At 64.0% G+C, this 25,444-nt stretch carries 18 protein-coding genes and 2 pseudogenes; 5 read left to right on the top strand and 15 right to left on the bottom strand.

The window, feature by feature from the left end; genetic code table 11:
- Positions 1-2: 2 nt before the first annotated feature.
- Both LK440_RS10310 and LK440_RS10305 read right to left on the bottom strand, forming a co-directional pair.
- Positions 3-836 carry a BKACE family enzyme gene (locus LK440_RS10310; protein ID WP_005019139.1) on the bottom strand — a complete coding sequence of 278 codons (834 nt, stop codon included), beginning with the start codon at positions 834-836 and terminating at the stop codon, positions 3-5.
- A pseudogene (locus LK440_RS10305) lies at positions 833-1,366 on the bottom strand (3-hydroxyacyl-CoA dehydrogenase family protein); the annotation flags it as partial. The pseudogene LK440_RS10305 and the gene LK440_RS10310, both read right to left, overlap by 4 nt.
- An 83-nt stretch (positions 1,367-1,449) precedes the next feature.
- Here LK440_RS10305 and LK440_RS10300 point away from each other — a divergent pair.
- Entirely contained in the window at positions 1,450-2,670 is a 1,221-nt protein-coding gene (locus LK440_RS10300; protein ID WP_005011985.1) for an ISL3 family transposase, read from the top strand.
- A 7-nt stretch (positions 2,671-2,677) separates the two neighbouring features.
- Here LK440_RS10300 and LK440_RS10295 read toward each other — a convergent pair whose 3' ends face one another.
- The 10 genes from LK440_RS10295 to LK440_RS10250 form a co-directional block, all read right to left on the bottom strand.
- Positions 2,678-4,342 carry a long-chain-fatty-acid--CoA ligase gene (locus LK440_RS10295; protein WP_005012976.1) on the bottom strand — a complete coding sequence of 555 codons (1,665 nt, stop codon included), beginning with the start codon at positions 4,340-4,342 and terminating at the stop codon, positions 2,678-2,680.
- A gap of 7 nt (positions 4,343-4,349) precedes the next feature.
- Positions 4,350-4,859: a chalcone isomerase family protein gene (locus LK440_RS10290; protein WP_005012977.1), complete on the bottom strand. Its 510-nt coding sequence runs from the start codon at positions 4,857-4,859 to the stop codon at positions 4,350-4,352.
- The gene (locus LK440_RS10285) at positions 4,856-5,470 is read right to left on the bottom strand and encodes a PaaI family thioesterase (protein WP_005012980.1); all 615 of its coding nucleotides are present in this window, start codon (positions 5,468-5,470) and stop codon (positions 4,856-4,858) included. The genes LK440_RS10290 and LK440_RS10285 overlap by 4 nt, the downstream gene beginning before the upstream one ends.
- Entirely contained in the window at positions 5,471-6,664 is a 1,194-nt protein-coding gene (locus tag LK440_RS10280; RefSeq protein ID WP_005012984.1) for an acetyl-CoA C-acyltransferase, read from the bottom strand.
- A gap of 9 nt (positions 6,665-6,673) precedes the next feature.
- A complete protein-coding gene (locus tag LK440_RS10275; protein WP_005012986.1) occupies positions 6,674-9,058 on the bottom strand; it encodes a 3-hydroxyacyl-CoA dehydrogenase/enoyl-CoA hydratase family protein in 2,385 nt (794 codons plus the stop codon).
- Positions 9,059-9,117: 59 nt separating this feature from the next.
- Positions 9,118-10,410, bottom strand: coding sequence for an OmpP1/FadL family transporter (locus LK440_RS10270; RefSeq protein WP_005012988.1), 1,293 nt, complete (start codon positions 10,408-10,410; stop codon positions 9,118-9,120).
- A 21-nt stretch (positions 10,411-10,431) separates the two neighbouring features.
- Positions 10,432-12,390 carry a 3-hydroxyacyl-CoA dehydrogenase NAD-binding domain-containing protein gene (locus LK440_RS10265; protein ID WP_005012991.1) on the bottom strand — a complete coding sequence of 653 codons (1,959 nt, stop codon included), beginning with the start codon at positions 12,388-12,390 and terminating at the stop codon, positions 10,432-10,434.
- On the bottom strand, positions 12,387-13,679 hold the full coding sequence (locus LK440_RS10260; RefSeq protein ID WP_005012998.1) for an acetyl-CoA C-acetyltransferase: 1,293 nt from the start codon (positions 13,677-13,679) through the stop codon (positions 12,387-12,389). The genes LK440_RS10265 and LK440_RS10260 overlap by 4 nt, the downstream gene beginning before the upstream one ends.
- Before the next feature lie 10 nt (positions 13,680-13,689).
- The gene (locus LK440_RS10255; RefSeq protein WP_101557918.1) at positions 13,690-15,975 is read right to left on the bottom strand and encodes an acyl-CoA dehydrogenase; all 2,286 of its coding nucleotides are present in this window, start codon (positions 15,973-15,975) and stop codon (positions 13,690-13,692) included.
- A gap of 70 nt (positions 15,976-16,045) precedes the next feature.
- Positions 16,046-16,714: a TetR/AcrR family transcriptional regulator gene (locus LK440_RS10250; RefSeq protein WP_017685824.1), complete on the bottom strand. Its 669-nt coding sequence runs from the start codon at positions 16,712-16,714 to the stop codon at positions 16,046-16,048.
- Between the two features lie 379 nt (positions 16,715-17,093).
- Between LK440_RS10250 and epsC the strand changes: the two genes are divergently transcribed.
- From epsC to LK440_RS10235, 3 genes are all read left to right on the top strand, one after another.
- Positions 17,094-18,038 (top strand): serine O-acetyltransferase EpsC, encoded by a 945-nt coding sequence (epsC, locus tag LK440_RS10245; protein ID WP_005013002.1) that lies wholly within the window; start codon positions 17,094-17,096, stop codon positions 18,036-18,038.
- A gap of 98 nt (positions 18,039-18,136) precedes the next feature.
- A complete protein-coding gene (locus tag LK440_RS10240) occupies positions 18,137-19,087 on the top strand; it encodes an IS481-like element IS481 family transposase (protein ID WP_005013004.1) in 951 nt (316 codons plus the stop codon).
- A gap of 32 nt (positions 19,088-19,119) precedes the next feature.
- A complete protein-coding gene (locus tag LK440_RS10235; protein ID WP_005013005.1) occupies positions 19,120-19,953 on the top strand; it encodes an NAD-dependent protein deacetylase in 834 nt (277 codons plus the stop codon).
- Here the strand turns inward: LK440_RS10235 and LK440_RS10230 are convergent.
- From LK440_RS10230 to LK440_RS10220, 3 genes are all read right to left on the bottom strand, one after another.
- Positions 19,937-20,812 carry an inositol monophosphatase family protein gene (locus LK440_RS10230; RefSeq protein WP_005013007.1) on the bottom strand — a complete coding sequence of 292 codons (876 nt, stop codon included), beginning with the start codon at positions 20,810-20,812 and terminating at the stop codon, positions 19,937-19,939. The two genes, LK440_RS10235 and LK440_RS10230, sit on opposite strands and share 17 nt — an antisense overlap.
- A gap of 175 nt (positions 20,813-20,987) precedes the next feature.
- Complete coding sequence (locus LK440_RS10225; protein ID WP_005013009.1) at positions 20,988-22,451, bottom strand: NAD-dependent succinate-semialdehyde dehydrogenase; 1,464 nt, start codon at positions 22,449-22,451, stop codon at positions 20,988-20,990.
- Positions 22,452-22,521: 70 nt separating this feature from the next.
- The gene (locus tag LK440_RS10220; RefSeq protein ID WP_005013011.1) at positions 22,522-23,787 is read right to left on the bottom strand and encodes a 4-aminobutyrate--2-oxoglutarate transaminase; all 1,266 of its coding nucleotides are present in this window, start codon (positions 23,785-23,787) and stop codon (positions 22,522-22,524) included.
- A gap of 142 nt (positions 23,788-23,929) precedes the next feature.
- Here LK440_RS10220 and pdxR point away from each other — a divergent pair.
- Positions 23,930-25,429, top strand: a pseudogene (gene pdxR / locus LK440_RS10215) (MocR-like pyridoxine biosynthesis transcription factor PdxR).
- Positions 25,430-25,444 lie beyond the last annotated feature (15 nt).

Genomic DNA, 25,444 nt, shown 5'->3' with positions numbered 1-25,444 from the left:
TTTCAGCCCAGCGCGGCGTAGATCTCGCGCGCCTGCGCGGCGGTGGCCAGGGGGCGCCCCAGTACGCGTGCGCCTTCGGCGGCTTGCGCCACCAGGGCGCTGTTGCCGGGGGCCGTGCTGCCGTCGCGCAGCAGCAGATTGTTCTCAAACCCCACCCGCATATGCCCTCCCAAGGCCGCTGCGGTAGTGACGCAGGCGTTTTCCTGGCGGCCAAAGGCGCAGATGGCCCAGGAAAGCGTCTGCCCGTCGACCTGCAAAAATGGCAGTAAGTCCTGCGGCGAGGATTGTTGTCCGGCCACGTAGCGGCCCAGCACATACAGCAGTGCCCAACATCCTTCGGGTACCAGGCCGCGTGCGCGGAAGTCCTGCCAGCGGGCCAGATCGTCGGCGCTGTAGAGAATGACCTGCGTCATGATGCGCTCGGCCGCGATCCAGGCAAAAAAGCTCGCCAGCTCCTGCTCGCTGATCTGCGGCACGGCAATTTCACGCAATCCGATCGAAACGGCCTCGGGCCGCAGCTCACGGACCATGGCCATCTGCTGGGCAGCCTGGTAGACGCCGGCCGCTTCACTGGTGACCTGGACCAGCATCTCGCTGCCTACGGCGCCTTCAACAGCGGCCAGCGCGTCGCGGTACGCCTGCACGTCGAGCGAATGCTTGCCCTCGGGGGTGCGTACATGCATGTGCATCATCGCCGCGCCTGCTTCCAGGCAGGCGCGCGCCTCGGTAGCCAGCGCCGCGGGTGTCATCGGCACGGCCGGGTGGTCACGTTCGGTTTTATAGGCGCCGTTGGGCGCCACGGTAATGATCAGGGGCGAGTCCGCCAGCAGCGTCACGGTTCAATCTCCGGAAGTTCGTTCGAAAGCAACGCCAACCCTGCGCGCAACAGTTTGTCATAACGTTGGCGTTCCGTGGCGATGGCCTCCGGTGTCCAGTCATAAAAGCCTGCGCCCGCCTTCATGCCATGCCGCCCGTCGGCAGCGCGTTCGGTCAGGCAACGAGCCGGGTGATCGTCGTTGCAGAACGTGGGGTACATCGTGGCGCCAGCGGCTGCATGCACGTCTATGCCGGCGTGGTCGCGCTGCAAGACGGGCCCGGCTGCCAGAAAGCGAAAACCGAATCCGAATCGTACCGCGTTGTCGACATCTTCAGGGCTGGCTATGCCCTGGTCGATAAGGGCGAAGGCCTCGCGCGATAGCGCGTGCTGCAGACGGTTGGCCAGGAAACCTGGCAGGTCGCGCGCGACCCGCACCGGCACCATGCCGCAGCGCTGCATGAAGCCAAAGAGCGCGTCGGCCGCTGCGGCGTCGCTGGCCTCGCAAAGAACGACTTCCACCAGGGGGACCAGATGCGCCGGCATAAAAAAAGGTTCATCGCGGAATAGCGTGGAGCCGTGCTTGATTGCCGTTACGCTTGATCCTTGATTTTTCAAGGATCAAGGCCGGGATCATGCTGGACCGCAAGACGATCGAGAGGTTGGGTGGGTGGGAGGGTTATCGGGTGGAGCGGGTCGTGTGGCCTGAAGGTGAGAGCCGGACGGTCACGATTTACCTGAAGCCTTCAGCGCGAACGATGCACTGCGAGCACTGCGGCAACCGATGTCGGCAGGTGCATGAGACGACCACGCGCCGGGTGCGGGATCTGCCGCTAATGGCGCTGCGAGTGACGCTGGTAGTGCCGCGTCGGCGGGTCTGGTGCGAGCAGTGCGGTGGACCGCATCTGGAGAGGCTGAGCTGGCTGGGCCGTTACCAGCGAGTGACCGACCGGCTGGCCGAGGCGGTCAGCCAGTTGCTTGAGTCCAGCAACATTCTGGCCGTGGCGCGCTTCTTCCAACTGGGTTGGCACACGGTCAAGGCGCTGGACAAGGCCCTGCTGCGACGGGCGATCCAAGAGCCGGACTGGAGCCAGATCCACTACCTAGCGATGGACGAGTTCGCTCTACACAAGGGCCATCGTTATGCCACGGTCGTTGTCGATCCGATCCGCCGTCAGGTGCTATGGATCGGTGATGGCCGCTCGCGCGAGACGGCCAGAGCCTTCTTCGAACAACTGCCAACTGGGGTTGCCCAGCAGATCCGGGCCGTAGCGATCGACATGACGACGGCCTATGAGCTGGAGATCCAGGCCAACTGCCCCAACGCCGAGATCGTCTACGACCTGTTCCACGTCGTGGCCAAGTACGGCCGTGAAGTGATAGACCGGGTGCGTGTAGACCAAGCGAACCAGTTGCGGCACGACAAGCCGGCCCGCCGGGTGATCAAGTCCAGTCGCTGGCTACTGCTGCGCAATCGCAAAAACCTCGATCCGTGCCAATCGGTAAAGTTGGACGAGTTGCTCCAGGCCAACCAGCCCTTGCTCACCGCTTATCTGATGCGCGATGAGCTCAAACAGCTGTGGTTCTACCAACACCCCGGCTACGCCCGCCAGGCATGGGATCACTGGCTGCAACAGGCTCAGGGCAGCGGCATCGCCGCCTTGGCTCACTTCGCGCTCAAGCTAAAAGCCTATCTGCACGGGATTCTGTCTCGCTGTCGCCACCGGCTCAACACCAGCATCGTCGAGGGCATCAACAACACCATCAAAGTCATCAAGCGCCGCGCCTACGGCTACCGCGATCAGGAGTACTTCTTCCTCAAGATCCGGTCTGCATTCCCCGGTATTCCTCGATGAACCTTTTTTATTGGGCGAGGCTTTCTTCGCGCAGCTTTCGCCGCAATATCTTGCCTACGTTGCTCCTTGGCAGCTCGTTGCGAAACACCACGTGGCGCGGCACTTTGTAGCCTGTCAGGTAGCGCCTGCAATAGTCGATCACGCTTTTTTCTGTCAGTGCCGGATCAGTGGCGATGACAAACAGCTTGACGGCTTCGCCGGAGCGTTCGTCGGGCCAACCCACGGCGGCCGCCTCTCGGATGCCGGGGCAGGTCGCGGCCACTTCTTCGACTTCGCTCGGATAGACATTAAAGCCTGAGACCAGGATCAGGTCTTTCTTGCGATCGACCAGAAACAGATAGCCTTCCGGATCTACGTAACCCATATCGCCCGTGCGCAGGAAGCCTTGGGGATAGAAGGCGCGCGCGGTTTCGGCCGCCTGCTGCCAATAGCCACTCATGACTTGTGGCCCGCGCACGCAGATTTCGCCGCTTTGTCCGGGGGCGATTTCCTGGCCGTGTTCATCGCGGATCGAAATGTCGGTGGCGGGAACCGGCAGGCCGACCGAGCCGTTGAAGTCCTTCTGATCCAACGGGTTGAGCGCGACGGCAGGTGACGCTTCGGTCAGGCCATAGGCTTGCGCCAGCGGCTTGCCGGTGACCTCGCGCCAGCGCTCGGCCACCGTTTTCTGTACCGCCATGCAGCCTCCCAGTGTCAGGCGTAGCGGGCTGAAGTCCAGGGCCCGGAAATCCTTGCTGTCGAGCAGTGCGTAGAACAGCGTATTGACGCCGGTAAAGCACGTAAAGGGGTGACGCCGCAGTTCTCGAACCATGGCGCGGATGTCGCGCGGATTGAGGATGAGCAGATTGCGCGCGCCCAGCTTTAGAAAGGTCAGGCAGTTCGCCGTGAGGGCAAAGATATGGTAGAGGGGGAGCGCGGTGACCACGCATTCTTTGCCTTCGGTCGCCAGTGGCCGTATCCACGCATGGGCCTGGTTCAGGTTTGCCACCATATTGAGGTGGCTCAACATGGCGGCCTTGGCCGTGCCTGTGGTGCCACCTGTGTATTGCAGGAAGGCGAGATCGGCGCCGGCGACATCGGGCCGCTCATAGACGTGTTGGCTACCCAGGTGCAGCGCGCTGTGCCAGGTAGTGTGGCCTGGCAGCGTCCAGGCCGGCACGAGCTTTCGGACGCGGCGGAGCATGAAATTGACGAGCCGAGCCTTGAACGGACGCAACATATCGCCCACCGAGGTGACGACGATGTGCTTTATCTTCGTGTCGGGGAGGACGGCCTGCAGCGTGGCGGCGAAGTTCTCCGCGATGATGATGGCGCGGGCGCCGGAGTCGGCCAATTGGTGGCGCAACTCGCGCGCCGTGTAGAGCGGGTTGCAATTAACCACCACGCAGCCGGCACGCAGAATGCCGAAGGCGGCCAAGGGGTATTGGAGCATATTGGGCATCATCACTGCCACGCGGTCGCCGGGCGCCAGGCCCTGAGCGCGTAGCCAGTTCGCCAGGTTGCGCGAAAGGCGTTCGACGTCCCCATAACGTAGCTCCGCGCCCATGCTCATATAAGCCGTCTTGTCGGCAAAGCGCTCAAAGGCTTCTTCCAGGACGTCGAGCAGGGTGCCGGTGGCCTGTATGTCGGCCGGCACGCCTTGTGGGTAGTTGCGTAGCCAGATTCTTTCCATGGGCTTCCTAGTGCAGACCCAATAAGGCCTGTTTGAGCGAGGCCTGCGTTGGCGTGTCGCCCAGCCAGACGCGCATCAGTGCTGCTGGCAGCAGCGGATCCTGGATACGCCCTTTATCCTGGCGGTTGTAAACGATGTCGACTGTCGTACCTTCGAGCTCGAGGTCGATGGTGTCGCCTTCGCGCAGGTGGTCTATGGTGTTGAGCATATGGGACAGCCGTTCAACGGACGGCGCCAGCGCTCGCGTGCCGTTGGCGCCGTCCGTGGAGACGAGCTCACCACGCATGGCCTCACCCAAGGCGACACTGTCGATATCGCGCAGCATCTGCAAGTGTAGGCGGCGCGCGCCTGGACCTTCTATCAACTGGTTGGGGGCAGCATGGGGGTCCGAGGCGTAGAGCGCGGCCAGATAGATCCTGAATACGAACTTGGTGTGCACCCCCGCGCCGACCAGTCTGAGTGTCTGGCCGGCCTGGTTGATTTCCTGAGCGACGGGCACGCCTTCGACGTCGATCATCTGGCCGGTGGCACCGGCAGGGGGTGGGCACCAGAGGATGAGGCAGCAGAATCCTCCTCGGACGAGGATGCGCAGGCAGGAGAGTCTGTCGGAGTAGACCATGGCACGGCTCCTGAAGTCTTCTGGCGATAGAAGTCCTTGTCTGCCAGATAGACGCTGCGTTCGACCACGGCGTAGACCTCGCCGGCGGCGTCCTTGAGCTCCACCGTGTACAGGCGCGTGGTTTCGTGTTCGCTATCGAGCAGGGTACGTATCTGGGCGATCTCTTCGCGCGTCAGATGGAACTCAGCATACAGCGTTTCATAGGCCGGGCGCCGAAACCGGATGCTGGCAGCCTTGTCCCAGACGATGACCTCGCGGCCCAGGGCGAGCATGAGCAGCGTGGGATGCGCGCCATCGGTGACGGCAAACAGCGCGCCGCCGTAGATAGAGCCCACCAGGTTGCGGGTGTGGCGGTTCAGGGGTAGCCGCAGCCTTAGGCTGCGATAGTCGCGCGCGACCTCGATGACGCGCCCGCCGGTGGCGCGGAAGGCCGGATGCAGGTTAAATCCCAGGCGCAGGGCTGCGGCACGCCAGCGGACTGGGATATGGCGCAGCCACTCCAGTCGCATTCAGAGTGCCTCGAAAATACCGGCCGCACCCATGCCCGTGCCGATGCACATGGTAACCATGCCATAGCGTGTGCCCGTGCGACGCAGCCCATGCAGCAGGGTGGCGGTACGCAAGGCCCCGGTCGCACCCAAGGGGTGGCCCAACGCGATCGCCCCTCCCAGCGGATTGACACGGGCCGGGTCCAGGCCCAGGTCGCGGATGACGGCCAGGGACTGCGCGGCGAAGGCTTCGTTGAGCTCGATCCAGCCGATATCATCCAACGTGAGCCCGGCACGCGCCAGAGCCTTGGGCACGGCGGCGATCGGGCCGATGCCCATGATCTCGGGAGAAACGCCTGCGACCGAAAAACTGAGAAAACGCGCCAACGGTTGCAACTGGAATTGCTTGAGCATGCGCTCGGAGACCAGGATCACTGCACCTGCGCCGTCGGACATCTGCGAGCTGTTGCCCGCCGTGACGCTGCCCCGGGCAGCGAACACGGGCTTGAGCCGAGCCAAGGCCTCGAGGGACGTGTCCGGACGAGGCCCTTCGTCGGTGTCGACCAACTGCTCCGTCGCACGCGCGACGCCGCTACGACCATCCGGCAGATGCTTGATGATGGTGTAGGGCGTTATTTCGGCGCGGAAATGCCCGGCGGCGATGGCCGCGCAGGCTTTCTGGTGCGAAGCCAACGCAAAGGCATCCTGGTCGGCACGCGAGACGTTCCAGCGTTCGGCAACCTTTTCGCCGGTCAGGCCCATGCCGTAGGCCATCCCCAGCGTTTCGGCCTGCGCGAAGATTCGCGGGTTCAATGCGATCTTGTTGCCCATGATCTGGGGCATGGCACTCATGGATTCGGTGCCGGCTCCGATCATGACGTCAGCCTCGCCATTGCGGATCCGTGCGGCTGCATCGGCGACGGCCTGCAGCCCTGATGCGCAGAAGCGGTTGACCGTCACGCCGGCCACGGATTGTGGCAGACCCGCCAGAAGCAGTGACATGCGCGCGACGTTCATGCCCTGCTCGGCTTCCGGCATGGCGCAGCCGGCGATGACGTCTTCGATCAGCGCCGGGTCCAGTGAGGGTACCTGGGCCAGCGCGCCCTGCAGTGCGGCAGCCAACATGTCATCGGGGCGGGTGGTGGCATACATGCCATTGCGCTTGCCAACGGGAAGGCGGGTAGCGGCAACGATATACGCTTCAGTGTGGCTCATGCTTTTTCCTCAGTTGCGCAGCGGTTTGCCGGTGTCGAGCGTGTGGCGGATACGCGCCTGGGTCTCGGGCGTGCGCAAGAGCGCAACGAATGCGCGCCGCTCCACGGCGAGCATCCATTCTTCGTCGACCTGAGTGCCGGCATCCACGTCGCCGCCGCACAATGCCTCGGCCGCGCTGCGCGCCACACGCAAATCGTGGTCGCTGATCATGCCGCCCGCATGCATGTTGACCAGGATCATTTCGAAGTTGGCGATGCCGGTACGTCCGGCAACGGGCAACCGTTTACGTCGGGGGCGTGGCACATGGCCTGCGTCGGCAGCCGCGCGCGCCACGCGTAAGCCCAGCCACAGCAATTCGTCAGGATGGAAAGCGATGACGTCCTGGTCCTGCGCATACCCCATCGACACCGCCTGCAGAGCGCTCTTGCTGACCTGAGCGGTGGCGATGTTCTGGAACACCGGTTGCAGATACGGAAAGACCTCGGCGGGCGTTGCCGTGGTGTGCGCCAGGTCTGCGGCGCGGCCAGCCAGAAATGCGCTGCCGCCTCCGGCAGGGATGAGACCCACGCCAGCTTCGACCAGACCGATGTAGCTCTCCAGTGCTAGGACACGATGGCTGGCGCGCATCAGAAATTCGCAACCGCCTCCCAGAGCCATACCCTGAACGGCGGCGACCACCGGAATGCTGGCATCCTGCAGGCAGAGCGAGGTGTTCTGGAATGTCTCGACCATGCCTTCCAGCATGTCGAAGTGGCCCGTCTGGCAGGCCTGGTAGACCTGCTCGAGGTTGGCGCCGACGGCAAAGGGGGCGTCGTGCCAGAAGACCAAACCATCGAAATCGCGTTCGGCCAACGCCACGGCGTGCTGGATGCCGTGCAGGACCTCGCTGCCGAGCGTGTGCATCTTGGAGGTCAGCGACAGGATGGCCAGACCGGGGTCCTGTTCGGGCAGTCGCCAAAGGCGCACGCCTTCGTTTTCCCAGAGGGTCTCGCCGCGTGGCGCGGGCGGCTCGCCCACCAGGCGCTCGGCGGTCAGTTGGCGGTCGTAGACGGGCAAGGTAGAGCGCGGTCGGATCGTCCCGGCGCGCGCCGACCAGGAGCCTGCGGCGCTATGCACGCCGTCGCGATCGAGGACCCAGGCCGGTAGCGGCTCAGGGCTCATTGCGCGGCCCGCCGTGACGTCTTCGGCAATGGCCTGTGCCAGAGCTTGCCAGCCAGCGGCTTGCCAGGTTTCAAAGGGGCCTTGCGCCCAGCCGAAGCCCCAGCGCATGGCCAGATCCACATCCCGTGCGTTGTCGGCCATATCGGCCAGGTGCACGGCGCTGTAATGGAAGGTGTCGCGCAGCAGGCTCCAGATGAATTGGGCTTGGGGGTGCGGGCTGGCGCGCAGCGCGGCGAGGGGCTTGGCCGGGTCGCGCTCTTTGAGAATAGCGTCGACCTCCGGTTCGATCTTGCCTGCAGCAGGGCGATATTGGCCGCTCGTGTTGTCCAGAACCTGGATTTCCTTACCGGATTTTTTATAGACGCCAGCGCCGGTTTTTTGCCCCAGAGCGCCATGCTCTATCAGCGTCTGCAGCCATGCCGGCACGGTGAAATAGGCATGCCAGGGATCTTGAGGGAGTTGGTCGCGCATGGTGCCCACGACATGCGCCAGCGTGTCCAAACCCACCACGTCTGCGGTACGGTAAGTGGCGCTCTTTGGGCGGCCCAGGCGTGGGCCAGTCAGCGCATCGACCTCATCGAAACTCAGGCCAAGACGCTGGGTGTGATGCATGGCGGCCAGAATGGAGAACACACCGATGCGATTGGCGACAAAGTTCGGGGTGTCCAGGGCTCGGATGACGCCTTTGCCCAGCCGCGAGGTCAACCAGGTTTCGAGATGGTCCAGAACGTCCGGCCGAGTATGGGCCGTGGCAATGACCTCCACCAGCCGCATATAGCGTGGTGGATTGAAAAAATGCACCCCGCAAAAGCGTGAGCGAAGGGCATCGGGAAGAGCATCTGCCAGCGAGTTGATCGACAGACCGGAGGTGTTGGAAGCCAGAATGGCTTGGGGCGAGACATGCGGGGCGATGCGATGGTAGAGCTCGGTCTTCCAGTCCAGCCGCTCGGCAATCGCCTCGATGACCAGATCGCACTGTGCCAGGCTCGGCAGATCGTCGTCGTAGTTGGCCGCGGAAATCAGAGCCAGGCGGTCTGGCCGCGCGAGGGGGGCGGGTTCGAGCTTCTTCAATCCAGCCAACGCGCGCTCGACCACGCCATTGCGAGGTCCCTCCTTGGCGGTCAGGTCGTAGAGCGTGACGGGTATCCCGGCGTTGGCCAGATGGGCGGCGATCTGTACGCCCATGACCCCCGCCCCGAGGACGGCGGCATGCTTGACGGTGAACGTGCTCACGGAAAACCTCCTGTCTTGGGCCGCCGGGGGCATGCGCCCGCCGGGGCCGGATGCGGCAATCAGAAGCGGGTGGAAACCTGCAGACCGATGATATTGCCCTTGCTGCTGTAGTCGCCTGCCAGCCGGCCCTTGGTCAGCGCATTGCCGGACGTGGAGTCGATGCTGGAGTCACGCACATACAGATAGGTATAGCCCAGATCGATCGTCGTGTCTTTCGTGACCGCATACTGGAGACCGGTCGAGAACCACCAGCGGTCGGCATCGGGCAACGAGGCAGGCCGGTCGCTGGCCTTATACACCGGCGATTGGTCAAAGGCCACGCCGAACTTCCATTTCCATTGGGACGCCAGCTTGTAGGTGGCGCCGAGCGCGACGCGCCAGCTGTCGCGGAAGTTCAGCGGCAGTTCGTCGGTGCCGGCACCAGCGTTCTGAATGCGCAGCTGGGGGATACTGCTCCAACCGGTCCAGGAGACGTCGCCCAACAACTGCCATTTTTCATTCAGTTGGTGGTTGACGCTGAAAATAAGCGTATCGGGCAGGGTGACCTTGGCCTTGGCATCGTAGGAGGCGCTGGCCATGCCCAGAGGGGTCCGGATGTTGTCGATATCGGTTGTGCCCGTGGCGGTGTGGCGTATCTTGGAGCGATAGGACACGCCTATACGCGTGTCTTCGGTGGGTTGCAGCATCATGCCGAGGTTCCAGCCCCAGGCATCGCCATCCATGTTGAGCGTGGCGTCGCCCGTGGTGACCAGGGAGCCTACCGGCACGACAGCCTTTTTCTTGTATTCGGCGTCGATGTGCTGCCAGTTCAGACCGGCGCCCAGCGACAGCATGTCGTTGACCTTGTAGGCCACCGTCGGGTTGATGTTGATGGTCTTGATGTCGAACTTGTTCGAGTGGTATTGGCCATCCCAGCCGGAGTCGTATTTGGTCATCAGGCCGAAGGGCGCGCCCAGGCCCAGGCCCACATACCACTTCTCCGTGAGTTGCCAGGAAACATAGGCATTGGGGACATAGCCCCAACTGCCTGCGTCTCCGCCATTGCCGCCCGTCGGCAGACCTCCACCCAGCGCCGACGGATTACGGCTGTCGCCGTTGTTCTTGAACTTGAAGGACGGTCGGATGGCGTTCATACCGGCGCTGATCGACACGCCCGGCAGGTAGGTGATGCCAGCGGCGTTGTAGTACATGATGCTGGCATTTTCCGGATTGGCTGCCGAGCCGGCATAGGCGTTGCCCAGACCACTGGCATTTTGTTCGAGCAGTTGGAAGCCGGCCGCATGGGATTGGGCCGCGCCCAGGCTGGCCAGGGCAATGGCCAAAGTGTTCAGGGCAAGTTTGGGACGTGTCATGTTGGGTAGTCTCCGGGGTGTTTATTCTGTGTGCTGCTGCGAAGAGACGGGCCGGCTCGGAGCTCCGGTCTGGGACTGGCGGTAATGCAGGGGGCCGCCGGTAAAGGGGGCAAAACCTGTGCCGAAGATCACTCCGGCGTCGGCGAGGTCGGCGTCGGCCACCACGCCGGTGTCGACCAGGACCTGGGTGCGGTCGATCAACGGTGTGATCAGGCGTTGCGCCAACCCCGGCTGCGCCTGACCGGGCGTGCCGCGTTGCGGCTGATCGTTCTGCCACCGGTAAAAGCCCTGGCCAGTCTTGCGGCCGAGATCGCCGCGCGCAATACGTTCGGCCAGGCAGCGCGGCGGCGCTTGCGGGCCGGCCAGTTGGCTGCCTGCGGCCAACACGATGTCCAGCCCCACGGTGTCGGCCAGTTCGAGCGGGCCCATAGGCATGCCGAAGCGCGTCATGGCGGCATCGACGGTTTCTGGCGTCATGCCTTCGTCTAGGCAGCGCATCGCTTCCAGCATATAAGGCGCGAGCACGGCGTTGACCAGAAAGCCGGGCGCATCGCGCACCGGCAGCGGCAGTTTCCCCAACTGGCCGACGAAAGCGCATGCGCGGGATTGCGCGGCCTCGTTGCCGGCCGCGCCTATCACCTCGACCAGCGGCATTTTGGCGACGGGATTGAAGAAGTGCACGCCCACCAAGCGCTGTGGATCGAGTAGCCCTTCGAGCAGCGTCGCCAGCGACAGGCTGGAGGTATTGGTGGCCAGCAGTGCCCCCGGCTTGAGACGGGGCTCGATTTGCCGGTAGAGCGCCTGTTTGGCCTGCACCTGTTCGGAAATCGCCTCAATGACCAGGTCGGCGCGGGAGACGCCGTTGCCCTGAGGGTCGGGAATGAGGCGGTCGAAGGCCGCACGCGCTTGACGACGATCTTTCAGGCGCCGGGAAAACAGGGTGCCGGCCCGTTTGATCGCCGCGGCGATGCGCTCCATCGACATATCCTGCAAGGTCACAGTCAGTCCTTTGTACGCGCACCACGCGGCAATGTCGGCTCCCATGACACCCGCCCCTATCACGTGGACGTGATCGATGGCGGATTGGCCGCGTGCGTTGGCCTTGAGCCTTTCCTGCAGACGGAATACCCGCAGCAGATTGCGTGCGGTAGGAGATTGGATAATGCGCGCCAGCAGGTGCGCAGCGCGCAGCGCGTTGCCATGATGGCGCTCCCATATCTCAACGATGGCCGCCGGGGCGGGGTAGTGTCCTTGCGGATCCTTCTGCGCAATGGTCTTGCGTGCGCGTGCGGCGATGATGCCGCGCAATGGCCAGCGATTGGTCAGTGCCGCCAGGGCTCGCGCGCGGCGGGCCGGCTTGGCGGACAAGACCATCTGGCGCGCCGCCTGGCGCAGCAGCCGTTCAGGCACGCGCGCATCGGCCAGACCGAGTGCGGCAGCTCGGCGCGCGTCGACACGCCGGCCAGTGAGCATCATGTCCAGCGCCGCGGGAGCACCGATGAGCGCCGGCAGGCGCAGCATGCCGCCCCATCCCGGGAAAATGCCGAGCATCACTTCCGGCAAGGCCAACGCGGTGGAGGGCGCATCGGCTACCACCCGATAGCGGCACGCCAGCGCCAATTCCAGTCCGCCTCCCAGGCACTGCCCATGAATCAGCGCCAGCGTCGGATAATGCACCCGGGCCAGGCGGGCGAAAAGATTCCAGCCGCGCTCGACCAACGCACGGGCATCCTCGGGCGTGGCCAGATGGGCGAACTCCTCAATGTCGGCGCCCACCACGAACCCGCCCGGCTTGGCCGAGCGGATGATCAAGCCCTTCGGCGGCGCGCTGTCGAGATGATCGAGTACGTGAGCGAACTCGGCCATGACATCGGCCGACAGCGCATTGACGCTGGAGTCGGCTCGGTCGAGCACCAGCCATGCCAGCCCGTCGCTTTCGCGCTCCAGCCTCCAATGTCGCCAGGGTGTTGCAGCGCTCATCGTGCGTCCTCCAGAGTTTCAACCAGCATGGCTCCGCCTTGTCCGCCACCTATGCAGATAGCCGCCATGCCACGCTTTTTTCCGCGAGCGCGCAATGCCTGCAGAAGATGCAGCACAATGCGCGCGCCCGATGCGCCGACGGGGTGACCAATGGCGATGGCGCCACCGTCGACATTCAGGCGTTGCGGATCCAGCGTGCCCCAGGCGGGCGTGCCGAAGTGTTCATTGCAATAGATGTCGTCCTGCCATGCGGCCAGGCACGCCAGCACCTGGGCGGCGAAGGCTTCGTTGATTTCCCAGAGGTCCAGGTCGTTGAGTCCCAGCCCATGACGTTGCAGGATGGGCGTGGCGGCATGTACCGGTCCCAGCCCCATCTGGGCTGGATCGAGGCCAGCCCATTGGCTGTCCAGAATGCGCCCGATTGGCTGCAGATCCCAACGCCGTACCGCAGCCTCGGAAGCCAGCAGAACCAGTGCCGCCCCATCGCTGACCTGCGAACTATTGCCTGCTGTCACGTTGCCGAACGGTTTGTCGAAGACCGGTTTGAGCCGGGCGAGCTTGTCCACACTGGAGTCCGCGCGCACGCCATCGTCGGTCGGGTAGAGTTTGCCGCTGTCGTCGACCAGGGGCTGGATTTCCTCCAGCCGCCCGGCCTGCTGCGCGGCGAGCGCCCGCTCATGGCTGCGCGCCGAATAGGCATCCATCATGCTGCGGCTGATGCCAAAGCGTGTGGCGAGATTTTCTGCAGTCTGGCCCATGGATAGTCCGACGACCGGATCGGTCAGGCCCTTGAGCAGTCCGATCACCGGTGCCAGATAGCGCAAGCGCAGCTTGCCCAGCAGGGACAGGCGTGCGCCCATGCTGCGTGCGGCAAACCAACGGGCCAGCCAGCTCGCCATTTCGCTGGAAAACAGCACGGGGGAGCGCGACAAGGCATCGGTGCCGCCGGCCAGCACCAATTGGCTGCGGCCTAACTGAATGTTGGCGATGGCGCTGTCGAGGGCCTGCATTCCGGAGGCGCAATTGCGCTGCACGGTCCAGCCAGGCACGCGATGCCCGCAGCCCAGTCGCAGACCGATGACCCGGCCGATATTGACCTCGTCGGGTGATGGCGCGGCGCAGCCGATGATGACTTCGTCCAGATCGGCGGGGGTGAAGGGTTGCCGCAACAATAATGCACGGCCTGCCTGCAGCGCCAGATCCGAGGCAGCAAAGGGCCCTGGCCCGGTGCGGGTTTTGAGAAACGGTGAGCGGGCACCGTCGACGACGTAAATCGGTTCGAAAGGCATGGCGAATTCCTCAAGCGGTGGGCCGGCGGCTCAGGTCAGCAGGAAAGTCGTCGACGCTGACGACCTGATCGCGCAGGGCATTACGCTTTTGCATGATGGCATAGTCCTCTTGCCCCAGCGCTCCGGACTCGAATGCCGCCGTGGCCAGGTCGCGCACGTTGACCTTGGGGTTGTCGCCGAGCGTGCCGCTTTTCTGCAATGCGCGCAGACGGGCTTCGATGGCCTCGGCCTGCAAGGTGGCCGACAATGCCGCCTCGATGGCGGCGACCGGCTCGCGGACGTCGGCCGGGATGAAGCAATTGGCGGTGAGGCGATCGCGCGCGCCACCAGGCGCGGTCAGCAATTGGGCCACCTGCTGGCCCAGGCGGTCGGCAGGCGGCTTCCTGGGACGTCCCCACGGGAAAATCACCACGCGCAAGCCCGCAGCGACGGCGCGTTGCGGCAGGTTCTCCAGCAAGCCGAGCAACGCTTCCTGAGCCCGCCAGAGCGCATCCTGCAGGGCCCATTGCGCCAGCGGCAGGTCTTCGGCCTGCCGGCCCTGGTCTTCAAAACGTTTGAGGACTGCGCTGGCCAGATACATCTGGGCCAGGACATCGCCCAAGCGGGCCGACAGGCTCTCGCGCCGCTTCAGGCTGCCGCCCAGTGCCAGCATGCACGCGTCGCAGGTCAAGGCGAACCCCGCCGACAAGCGCCCTAATGCGCGGTAGTAAGGGTGCATGGCCGCGTCAGCCTGTCCGGGGGCGCGATTGAACCGGCCGGCTGTCAACGCGCTGCTCAGGGCGCGCACGGTGTTGGCCGAAACAAACCGTACATGTGCCCAGAATGCCTTGTCGAAAGCCAGCAGGCCCTCTTTCGCTTTGGGATGTTGCGCGGCGCGCATTTCGTCCAGAACGTATGGGTGACAGCGGATCGCACCCTGGCCGAAGATGATGAGACTGCGCGTCAGGATGTTGGCGCCTTCGACCGTGATGCCGATGGGGAGTTGCTGGTAGGCGCGGCCGAGAAAGTTGGACGGGCCCAGGCAAATGCCCTTGCCGCCGATGATGTCCATGCCGTCATTGACCACCTGACGGGCGCGCTCGGTGACATGGTATTTGACGATGGCCGAGACAACGGAAGGCCGTTCGCCCAGATCAATGGCGCCGGCGGTCATCACGCGTGCCGCATCCATCGCATAGGTGTGGCCGCCGATGCGCGCCAGGGCTTCTTGCACGCCTTCGAATTTCCCCACGGCGAGCTGGAACTGGCTGCGCACCCGGGCATAAGCGCCGACCGTGCGCGTGGTCAACTGAGACATGCCGGTGTTTGACGAGGGCAGCGAAATCGACCGTCCGGCCGCCAGGCACTCCATGAGCATCCTCCATCCTTGACCGGCCATTTCAGCGCCGCCAATGATGAACTCCAGTGGCATGAAGACGTCCTGGCCCCGCGTCGGGCCGTTCATGAACATGGCGTTGAGCGGGAAGTGGCGTCGGCCGGTATGCACGCCAGGATGGTCGTGCGGTACCAAGGCGCAGGTGATACCGATATCGCGGGTCTGGCCCAGCAGCCCGTCCGGATCGTACAGGCGGAACGCCAAGCTGAGCAGGGTGCACACCGGGGCCAGCGTAATGTAACGCTTGTCCCAGGTTACGCGCATGCCCAGCACATCCTGGCCCTGCCATTGGCCCCGGCAGACAACGCCATGGTCGGGGATGGCTGCCGCATCCGAGCCGGCCCATGGGCTGGTCAACGCGAAGGCGGGGATCTCCTCGCCGCGGGCCAGTCTGGGGAGGTAGTGGTTTTTTTGCGCATCGGTGCCGTAATGCAGCAGCAGTTCGGCCGGTCCGAGTGAGTTGGGCACCATGACCGAGACGGCCAACGCCGAGCACCGGGTCGATAGGCGTGTGACGATTTCCGAGTGGGCGAAGGCGGAAAAACCGAGTCCGCCATATTCCTTCGGGATGATCATGCCGAAAAATCCCTCCTGCTTGAGGGCGGCCCATACCTGTGCCGGAAGATCGCGGTCCTGCTCAGTGATACGCCAATCGTCCACCATGGCGCAGACCCGTGCCGTCGGCCCGTCCAGAAATGCCTGCTCGTCGGCGGTCAGCGCCGGCGTGGGCAGCGCCAGGAGGCGCTGCCAGTCAGGGCGGCCACGGAACAGCTCTCCCTCCCACCACACCGTGCCGGCCTCCAGTGCATCGCGCTCGGTTTGCGACATACGAGGCAGCACCTTGCGGTACAGGTCGAATATGGGGCGCGTCAGAAGGGCGCGCCGCAGGGGCGCCAACGCCAGCACCAGCGTGACCAGCATCACCAGCGCCAGCAACACCCACAGGACGATCTCGAAAGCGGTCATGCGCAACGTCTCCCGGTTTATGCGCTCAGGCGCCGGTGGGGGCGGGGGGCAGCGGTGCGCGCAGACCTCCCAGAAGAAAACTCATCAAACGTGGCAGAAGCAGCGCCGGGTTGTCGGGTTGCTCGTCGTCCTGAACCGCCCAGCCCGTCGCGATGCGCAAGGTATCCGTCCCGATGATGGCGTAGGAGGTGGCTCCCAGCATGAACTGGAACCGCCACATGATTTCGGCGCGAGGCACGTCGGGCAATGCCCGGAATAACGCATTTTTGTAGCGTTCCATGACATCTGCGTACTCGTCGGCGAATAACGTGCGTATGAAGCCGGCAGGGTCGGTCATGGTGCGTTCGAGCAACGGCATGAACGCCTGGTCGTCCTGATCGCTGCGCGCAGCCAACCGCAGCAGCGTGCCGAAGAAAGCGTCGACAATTTGTGATGGCTTCAGGGCCGAGCCGCCGGCCTCGGCCTCAAGGTCATCGAGCAGTCGCAATCGCTCACGGTTGACGATTTCCAGCCGCCGTTTGAGAACGGCCTGAACCAGGGCTTGCTTGCTGCCGAAGTGGTAGTGCACGGCAGCGAGATTGACCGCAGCCTCGCGCGTGATCTGGCGCATGGAGGTGCCGTCATAGCCCTGCCGGGCAAAAAGGCGCTCGGCGCTGTCCAGAATGGTCTGCTGGGTGCCGCGGTTATCTTGCATGGCCCGCCTTGATTCAAACGTTTGTTTGAATCCACTATACGGGCTCCGAAGGCCTGCGGCGAGTGTCATGGGGCCTGCTCAGGGTTAATCCTGAATGACGGTTAAGGTTGTTTGCTGCGTCGCCGCATTCGTCCTTTCCGGGGCGGCATCCGCGTGGCGCGGGTGCCGGCAGCCCATTGTGCTGCGTTGCGGTGTTGCGGGCGAGTCACATCCATCGGGGGGCAAAACCCCGCCATCGAGTCGGCCGGGACCCCCCGGAAGCGCGCCTGCGGTTACAGTCACCGCTGTTATTTGAAGATGAGCGCGCGCAGGCGCGTTTCTCGTTCCGAGGTTGAGCTATGGTTTTTTCGCGTATCGAAGCATTCCGGGGAGCCCGGCAATGAGCAAGGACCTGACCCAGGCGCACTGGAATCTGGATGGCATCGTGTCGGGGCTCAGAGCCGCTCGCGTGGCCTGGCGCAGGCCGCGTGGGCGTTTGCGCGAGGCCGCCTCAGGCGGCCGCGAGTTTCCCTCTCAGGAAAGTCTGCAGGAAATCATCAAACAGCTCAGTGGCGCCCTGTTTCCGATGCGCCTGGGGCCGCTGGACCTGCGCGAAGAGGTGGAAGACTTTTACGTCGGGCACACCATAGGTGCGGCGCTCGACGCGTTGTTGCATCAGGTCTGCCTGGAGCTGGAGCATCTGGGGCGGGATGACCCCCGACCGCGAGACGAGACACTGGCCCGCGGCGTGGAGATCGTGCGCGCCTTTGGCGCGGCGCTGCCAGAGGTGCGCGCCGCGCTGGACCTGGATGTCACGGCGGCTTACCAGGGTGACCCGGCCGCGCGCAGCGTCGATGAGGTTCTGCTGTGTTATCCCGGCGTGACGGCCATGATCCATCACCGCCTGGCCAATGTGCTTTATCGGCTCGGCGCGCCCATGCTGGCGCGCATTGTGGCGGAAATCGCGCACGCCGACACCGGCATTGATATCCATCCGGGCGCCACGATAGGGCGCAGTTTCTTCATCGATCACGGCACGGGTGTGGTGATCGGCGAGACGGCCATCATTGGCGACCGGGTGCGCCTCTACCAGATGGTGACGCTGGGCGCCAAGCGCTTTCCGCCGGGGGAAAATGGCGAGCTAAAAAAAGGCCTGCCACGGCATCCCATCATCGAAGACGATGTGGTCATCTATGCGGGTGCGACCATCCTGGGCCGCATCACCATAGGCAAGGGCTCGACCATTGGCGGAAATGTGTGGCTCACGCGCAGCATTGCGCCCCATAGCAATGTGACGCAGGCTGGTTTGATCAGCGATATGCCCAATTGCGGTTTGGGCGGCTAGGTGTGAAGATTCAATAGGTTGTATGCATGGTTCATCCGAACCGGATTTGAGAAACTGGAAATCGCCAACCCCCCAGTTCACTCAAGGAGCCCGGCCGGATGAACACCCATAAGCATGCCCGATTGACCTTCCTACGTCGACTCGAAATGGTCCAGCAATTGATCACCCATCAAGTTTGTGTGCCTGAAGCGGCCCGCGCCTATGGGGTCACCGCGCCGACTGTGCGCAAATGGCTGGGCCGCTTCCTGGCTCAGGGCCAGGCGGGCTTGGCCGATGCGTCCTCGCGCCCGACGGTCTCGCCCCGAGCGATTGCGCCGGCCAAGGCGCTGGCTATCGTGGAGCTGCGCCGCAAGCGGCTGACCCAAGCGCGCATCGCCCAGGCGCTGGGCGTGTCAGCCAGCACCGTCAGCCGCGTCCTGGCCCGCGCCGGTCTGTCGCACCTGGCCGACCTGGAGCCGGCCGAGCCGGTGGTGCGCTACGAGCATCAGGCCCCCGGCGATCTGCTGCACATCGACATCAAGAAGCTGGGACGTATCCAGCGCCCTGGCCACCGGGTCACGGGCAACCGACGCGATACCGTTGAGGGGGCCGGCTGGGACTTCGTCTTCGTGGCCATCGATGACCACGCCCGCGTGGCCTTCACCGACATCCACCCCGACGAGCGCTTCCCCAGCGCCGTCCAGTTCCTCAAGGACGCAGTGGCCTACTACCAGCGCCTGGGCGTGACCATCCAGCGCTTGCTCACCGACAATGGCTCGGCCTTTCGCAGCCGCGCCTTCGCCGCGCTGTGCCATGAGCTGGGCATCAAGCACCGCTTTACCCGACCTTACCGCCCACAGACCAATGGCAAGGCCGAACGCTTCATCCAGTCGGCCTTGCGTGAGTGGGCTTACGCTCACACCTACCAGAACTCCCAACACCGAGCCGATGCCATGAAATCCTGGCTACACTACTACAACTGGCATCGACCCCACCAAGGCATCGGGCGCGCTGTACCCATCTCCAGACTCAACCTGGACGAATACAACCTATTGACAGTTCACAGCTAGGTAGTCCCGGCGGGCAGGAAGGAGCACTGCGCATGGATGTGCTGTCAAGTCAGCGAGACGCCTTGCGGGCTTTTGTCGCCGGCCACGGGCGTCTGTTCGTCTTGACCGGCGCCGGGTGCAGTACCCCTTCGGGCATACCGGACTATCGCGACGGACAGGGCCAGTGGAAGCGCAAGCCGCCCATCGATTTTCAGACCTTCATGGGCACCGATCTGGCGCGTGCGCGGTATTGGGCTCGGGGAATGATAGGGTGGCGCCGTTTCGGCTCGGTCAAGCCCAACGCGGCACATAGGGCGTTGGCGCGGCTCGAGGCCGAAGGGCATATCGCGTTGTTGGTCACGCAGAACGTCGATGGACTGCATCAGGCCGCCGGTAGCCGCGCCGTGGTGGATCTGCACGGGCGCCTGGATGAGGTGCGGTGTACGCGCTGCGATTGGACGGGGCCGCGCAAGGCCTGGCAGGACCAGCTCGAAGCGATGAATCCCGCCTGGGTGTTTCTCGATGCCGAGGATGCACCCGATGGCGACGCTGATCTGGATGGCGTGGATTTCAGTTTTTTCACGGTGCCCGCCTGTCCGCGCTGCGGCGGCATCGTCAAGCCCGACGTGGTTTTTTTTGGTGAATTGGTGCCTGGCGCGCGTACCGAACGCACCTATGCGGGTCTGGCCGAGTCAGATGCCGTGCTGGTGGTGGGATCTTCGCTGATGGTGCACTCCGGGTTTCGTTACGTGCAGGCTGCCGCGCGCGAGGGCAAACCGGTCGCTGCCATCAATCTGGGCCGCACCCGGGCCGATGGTCTGCTGGCGCTTAAGATCCGCCAGCCCTGTGACCAGGTGCTGGCGGCGCTGTTCAGCCAGCAGGGGTAGTCGCAGGGTGATCCAGCAGCGGTTCGTCGCTGCCGAACAGCAGATGGTGCGCGGCATGCCAACTGCCTGCATCGGGCGCATACAGCAGCCCACCGCTGCGGTGAGTTGGCTTGTAAGGGCTGCCGTCGAAGTGGGCGGAATAACCGCCTGCTTCGCGATGCAGCAGCCAGCCTGCGGCATGGTCCCAGGGCATGAGTTTGTTGTAGAAGAGCAGATGGACGTGGCCCGAGGCGGCCATGCGGTATTCGTGCGCGGCGCAACGCAAATAGGCCGTGCTGGCCAGTTGGGCCAGGTTGCCATTGACCTTCTGGCGCAGGGAGGCGGGTAGCGAACCCGTGGCGATGATGCCATCCATGTCTTCAGTTGGCGCGGGCTGCGCGACCTTCATGACTTCCTGGCTGCCATTTTCGTGTTCGAACCAGGCGCCTTCGCCGCGTATGGCCATGGCCGCGTCGCGATTGATGGGGTCGTAAATGATCCCGGCCATCACATCACCCTTGTGGCAGGCTGCCACCATCATGCCGAACAGCGGCAGGCCTGCGACATAATTGCGTGTCCCGTCGATAGGGTCGATGAGAAACGCCAGATCCGCATCGACCAGCATATTCAGCAACGCCGGGTTCAGCGTGCTGGCTTCCTCTCCGATGAGCACCGCCCCGGGGAACATTTTTGCCAGGCGGGCGCAGATCAAGCGTTCGGCGCCTTCGTCGGCATCGGTGACCAGGTCGCGCGGCGACGTCTTGCCCCGCACGGCCTGCACGGGCAGGTTGCGAAAACGCGGCAGGATCTCGACCTGCGTGGCCTCGGCCAGAATGGCCATGATGCGACGCAGATCGTCGCGGGTCAGTGTGCGGCTCATGGTGTTCGGTGCGGGTGCGGATAAGGTGTGAATCTAGCACGCCGGTGTGGCGCCGCGACGAAAGAAACCGTGCAGGCCTGCCAGAGGGACGCGGGCCGCGCCCGGACAATCCGCGGCGCGCCCAGGCAAAAAAACCGGCGCCACGAAGGCGCCGGCTCGATCTCAGGGCCTGGGCTCAGGCACCCAGATCCACGCAGAGATACTTGAGCTCGAGGTAGTCCTCGATGCCGTACTTGGAGCCTTCACGGCCCAAACCGGATTGCTTGACGCCACCGAAAGGACCGACTTCATTGGAGATCAGGCCGGTGTTGATGCCGACGATGCCGTACTCCAGCGATTCGGAGACACGCCAGATGCGTGCGTAGTCCCGCGTGAAGAAATAGGCGGCCAGGCCGAAGATCGTGTCATTGGAGTACTTGATGACTTCTTCTTCGGTCTCGAACTTGAACAGCGGCGCTACCGGGCCGAAGGTTTCTTCGGCGGCAAAGAGCATGGATTGCGTCACATCGCGCACTACGGTCGGTTCGAAGAAGTTGCCGCCCAGCGCATGAGCCTTGCCGCCAGCGACCACCTTGGCACCCTTGCCCACCGCATCCTCGATGTGTTCCTTGACCTTGGTCACCGCGGCGTCATCGATCAGCGGACCCTGGGTGACGCCTTTGTCGAAGCCGTCGCCAACCTTCATGGCCTGGACCTTGGCGATCAGGCGTTTGGTGACCTCTTCGTAGACGCCAGACTGGATATAGATACGGTTGGCGCAGACGCAGGTCTGGCCGGCATTGCGGTACTTCGATGCCAGGATGCCATCGACGGCACGGTCCAGGTCGGCATCGTCGAAGACGATGAAAGGGGCGTTGCCACCCAGTTCGAGCGACAGCTTCTTGATGGTCGGTGCGCACTGTTCCATCAGGGTGCGGCCGACTTCGGTCGAGCCTGTGAAGCTGAGCTTGCGCACCACATCGCTTTCGCACAGCGCCGCACCGATTTCGCGCGAGCTGCCAGTGATCACATGGAAGACGCCGGCTGGCACGCCTGCCTCTTCGGCCAGCACGGCCAAGGCCAGTGCCGTCAGCGGCGTCTGCTGGGCGGGTTTGACGACCATGGGGCAGCCCGCGGCCAGAGCCGGGCCCACCTTGCGGGTGATCATGGCGGCGGGGAAGTTCCAGGGCGTGATCGCGGCCGTCACGCCAATGGGCTGCTTGAGCACCATGATGCGCTGGCCTGCCTTGGGGCTTTGCAGCACATCACCGTCGATGCGCTTGGCTTCTTCGCCGAACCACTCCAGGAACGAGGCGGCATAGGCGATTTCGCCGGCGGCCTCGGGCAGGGGCTTGCCCTGCTCGGAGGTCATGATGGTCGCCAGATCCTGCTGGTGCTGCATCATGAGATTGGCCCACTTGAGCAAAATGGCGCCGCGCTCCTTGCCGGTCTTGGCAGCCCAACCCGGTAGCGCCTTTTCTGCACTGGCAATGGCCGCTTCGGCCTCTTTGCGGCCCAGCTTGGGCACCGAGACGATGGTCTTGCCGGTGGCGGGGTTATCGACGGGAATGCTGGCCCCGGTGGCGGCCACCCACTTGCCGTCGATGAAGCAGGCGTCGCGCAGCAGGTCGGGACGGCTCAGGGTCTTGGTCAAGGACATAGGTATTTCCTTCTGAATGGACACGCGCGGGGTGGATCACCACCCCGCGCGTGGATCAGACAGCCAGATTTCAGGCGGTCAGGGCTTCGGTCAGGATGTCCAGCGCACGATCGAACTGGGCATCGGGAATCGTCAACGGGTACAGGAAGCGCAACACGTTGCCATACACGCCGCAGCTCAGCAAGAGCAGGCCTTTCTCGATGGCTTTTTGCTGGACACGTTTGACGGCCTCGGCATCCGGTTTGCCGGTGGCCGGATCATGCAGTTCAAGCGCGACCATGGAGCCCAGGCCGCGCACATCCGCGATGGCCGGGACCTTGCCGCGCAGTCCGTTGAGGCGGTCCATCAGGCGTTGACCCAGTGCCTGGGAGCGTTCGCACAGTTTTTCTTCTGCAATCACGTCCAGCACCGCCAGCGACGCGGCCACGGCCAACGGGTTGCCGGCATACGTGCCGCCCAGACCACCGGCAGCCGGGCCGTCCATGACGTCGGCACGCCCCACGACGCCGGAGATCGGCATGCCGCCGCCCAGGCTCTTGGCCATGGTGATGATGTCAGCCTGCACCGAATGGTGCTCCATGGCGAACAGCTTGCCGGTACGGGCAAAACCGGTCTGCACTTCGTCGGCGATCAGCAAGATGCCATGCTCATCGCAAAGCTTGCGCAGTGCGACCATGAGTTCGGGCGGGGTTACGTTGAAACCGCCTTCACCCTGCACCGGCTCGAGGATGATCGCCGCCACGCGCTTGGGATCGATGTCGACCTTGAAGAGCAGGTCCAGTGACTTCAGCGAGTCGGCGACCGAGATGTCCTGCGTCTTGTTGGGGAAGGGGATGTGGTAGATGTCGGCCGGCATCGCACCGAAGGCCAGCTTGTAGGGGGCGACCTTGCCGGTCAACGCCATACCGAGGTGGGTGCGGCCGTGGAAGGAACCGGAGAAGGCAATCACGCCCGAACGGCCCGTGGCGGCGCGCGCGATCTTGACGGCGTTTTCGACGGCTTCGACGCCCGTGGTGAAGAAGGCGCTCTTCTTGAGCCCGTCGATGGGAGCCAGAGCATTGATGCGTTCAGCAAGGGCGACATAGCCCTCGTAAGGCACGATCTGGTAGGCGGTGTGGGTGAAGTTATCCAGCTGTGCGGCCACGGCAGCCATGACCTTGGGATGGCGGTGCCCGGTGTTCAGCACGGCAATGCCGCCTGCGAAGTCGATGTATTCCTTGCCTTCAGCGTCCCAGAGTGTGGCGTTTTCAGCGCGCACGGCATAGAAGTCGCACATGACTCCCACGCCACGGGGCGTGGCCAGGGCGCGGCGGGTATTCAGATCACGGTTTTTCATCAAAGTCTCGAGTTGGCAATAGTCAGCCGCTGCGCGGCGAAAGACAGGCCCGGCGGGTCATCGCCAGCGGCGTCACCCTACTACTTTAATGCTAAGATGGCCCTATCTGTAAGAACCACTTTTACATATTAGGTAGAACCAATTGAGGTCCATCGTCGGCGACTTGTTGCTACTGCGCTTGGGAGACGCTTCCGACGGGCCCATGAATCAGCGCCTGTATCGCGCGATCCGCGAGGCCATCCTGGACGGTACGTTGCCCGGGGATACTCGGCTGCCTGCGACCCGGGATTTGGCAGCCGAGCTGAGTATCGCCCGCAATACCGTGGTTCATGTATACGCGCAGTTGCAGGCCGAAGGCTATACCCGCAGCCGACAAGGCAATGGCACTTTTGTAACGGCAAGTGTGCCCGATGCCCATCTGGCCACAGGACGATCGCGGCGGCATCAAGCCAATGGTCCATCCGGTCCCGTGTTGTCCGACTGAGGCGCGCATATCGTGGATCGAGCCTCCGCGTCGCCCTTTCAATGGGGAGCGTTCATGCCCGGGGTGCCGGATGTCAAGGAGTTTCCCCATCGCAAGTTCGGCCGGATTCAGAGCGCACTCTGGCGCAATCCTGCGCCAGAGTTGCTGACTTACTCCTATGGCGGCGGCCTGCCGGCGTTGCGCGAGGCGCTGGCCGAGCATCTGGGGCTGACCCGCTCCGTCGATTGCGATCCCGAGCAGATCATCATCACGGAGGGGTCCCATCAGGCCATCGATCTGGCTACCCGCATGCTTGGCGCCAGTGGCGACATTGCCTGGATCGAGAACCCGGGTTATTGGGGCGCACGGACAGTGCTCAGCGCCAACGGCATCCGTGTCGAGCCGCAGCCCGTCGATGAAGAGGGCATGTTGCTGCCCGCCGCGGCCGAGGAGGTGGGCACACCCCCGCGATTCATTTTTGTAACACCTTCGCACTAGTATCCGCTCGGCACGGTCATGTCGCTGGCTCGCCGCCGTCAACTGTTGGCGCTTGCCAGGCGCTGGGGCAGCTGGATCATCGAAGATGATTACGACAGCGAGTTCCGCTTTTCGGGCCGGCCCATTTCTTCACTGCAGGGGCTCGAGCCTGACGCGCCGGTCATTTATCTGGGCACGTTCAGCAAGACGCTGTATCCCGGCCTGCGGGTGGGCTACCTGGTGTTACCCAAGAATCTGGCAGCACCGTTTCAAGCGGGGCACGCGGAACTGTATCGCGAAGGGCATCTGATGATGCACGCCGCGCTTGCGACGTTCATTGCCGATGGCCATTATTCGGCACATATCCGCCGCATGCGCATGCTGTATGGCCGTCGCCGCGCCATATTGACCAATCTCATCGAACGCCGACTTGGCGCCGGCTGGCTGCACCGCGATTCCAGCGATGCCGGCTTGCATCTGGTGCTGACGCTGCCGGACGATCTGGATGACACCGTCGTGGTGGACGTAGCGCGTGCGCGGGGCGTGCTGACCCGCCCCCTGTCGCGTTACTACACTGGAACCGAGCCTGCGCGGCAGGGCCTGTTGCTGGGTTACGCCTGTGTGCCCGAAAGCCAGATTGCCCGTAAATTCGAGGTAATTCTGGACAGCCTGGCCGAAGTGGCGCGGCGAGGCCGGCGTTGAGCCGTCGCAGCGATC

The sequence above is a fragment of the Bordetella holmesii genome (genome assembly GCF_020735985.1).
Classification (GTDB): domain Bacteria; phylum Pseudomonadota; class Gammaproteobacteria; order Burkholderiales; family Burkholderiaceae_B; genus Bordetella; species Bordetella holmesii.
The sequence above is the reverse complement of the archived record's forward strand: the minus strand, read 5'-3'. Positions and strand labels throughout refer to the sequence as shown.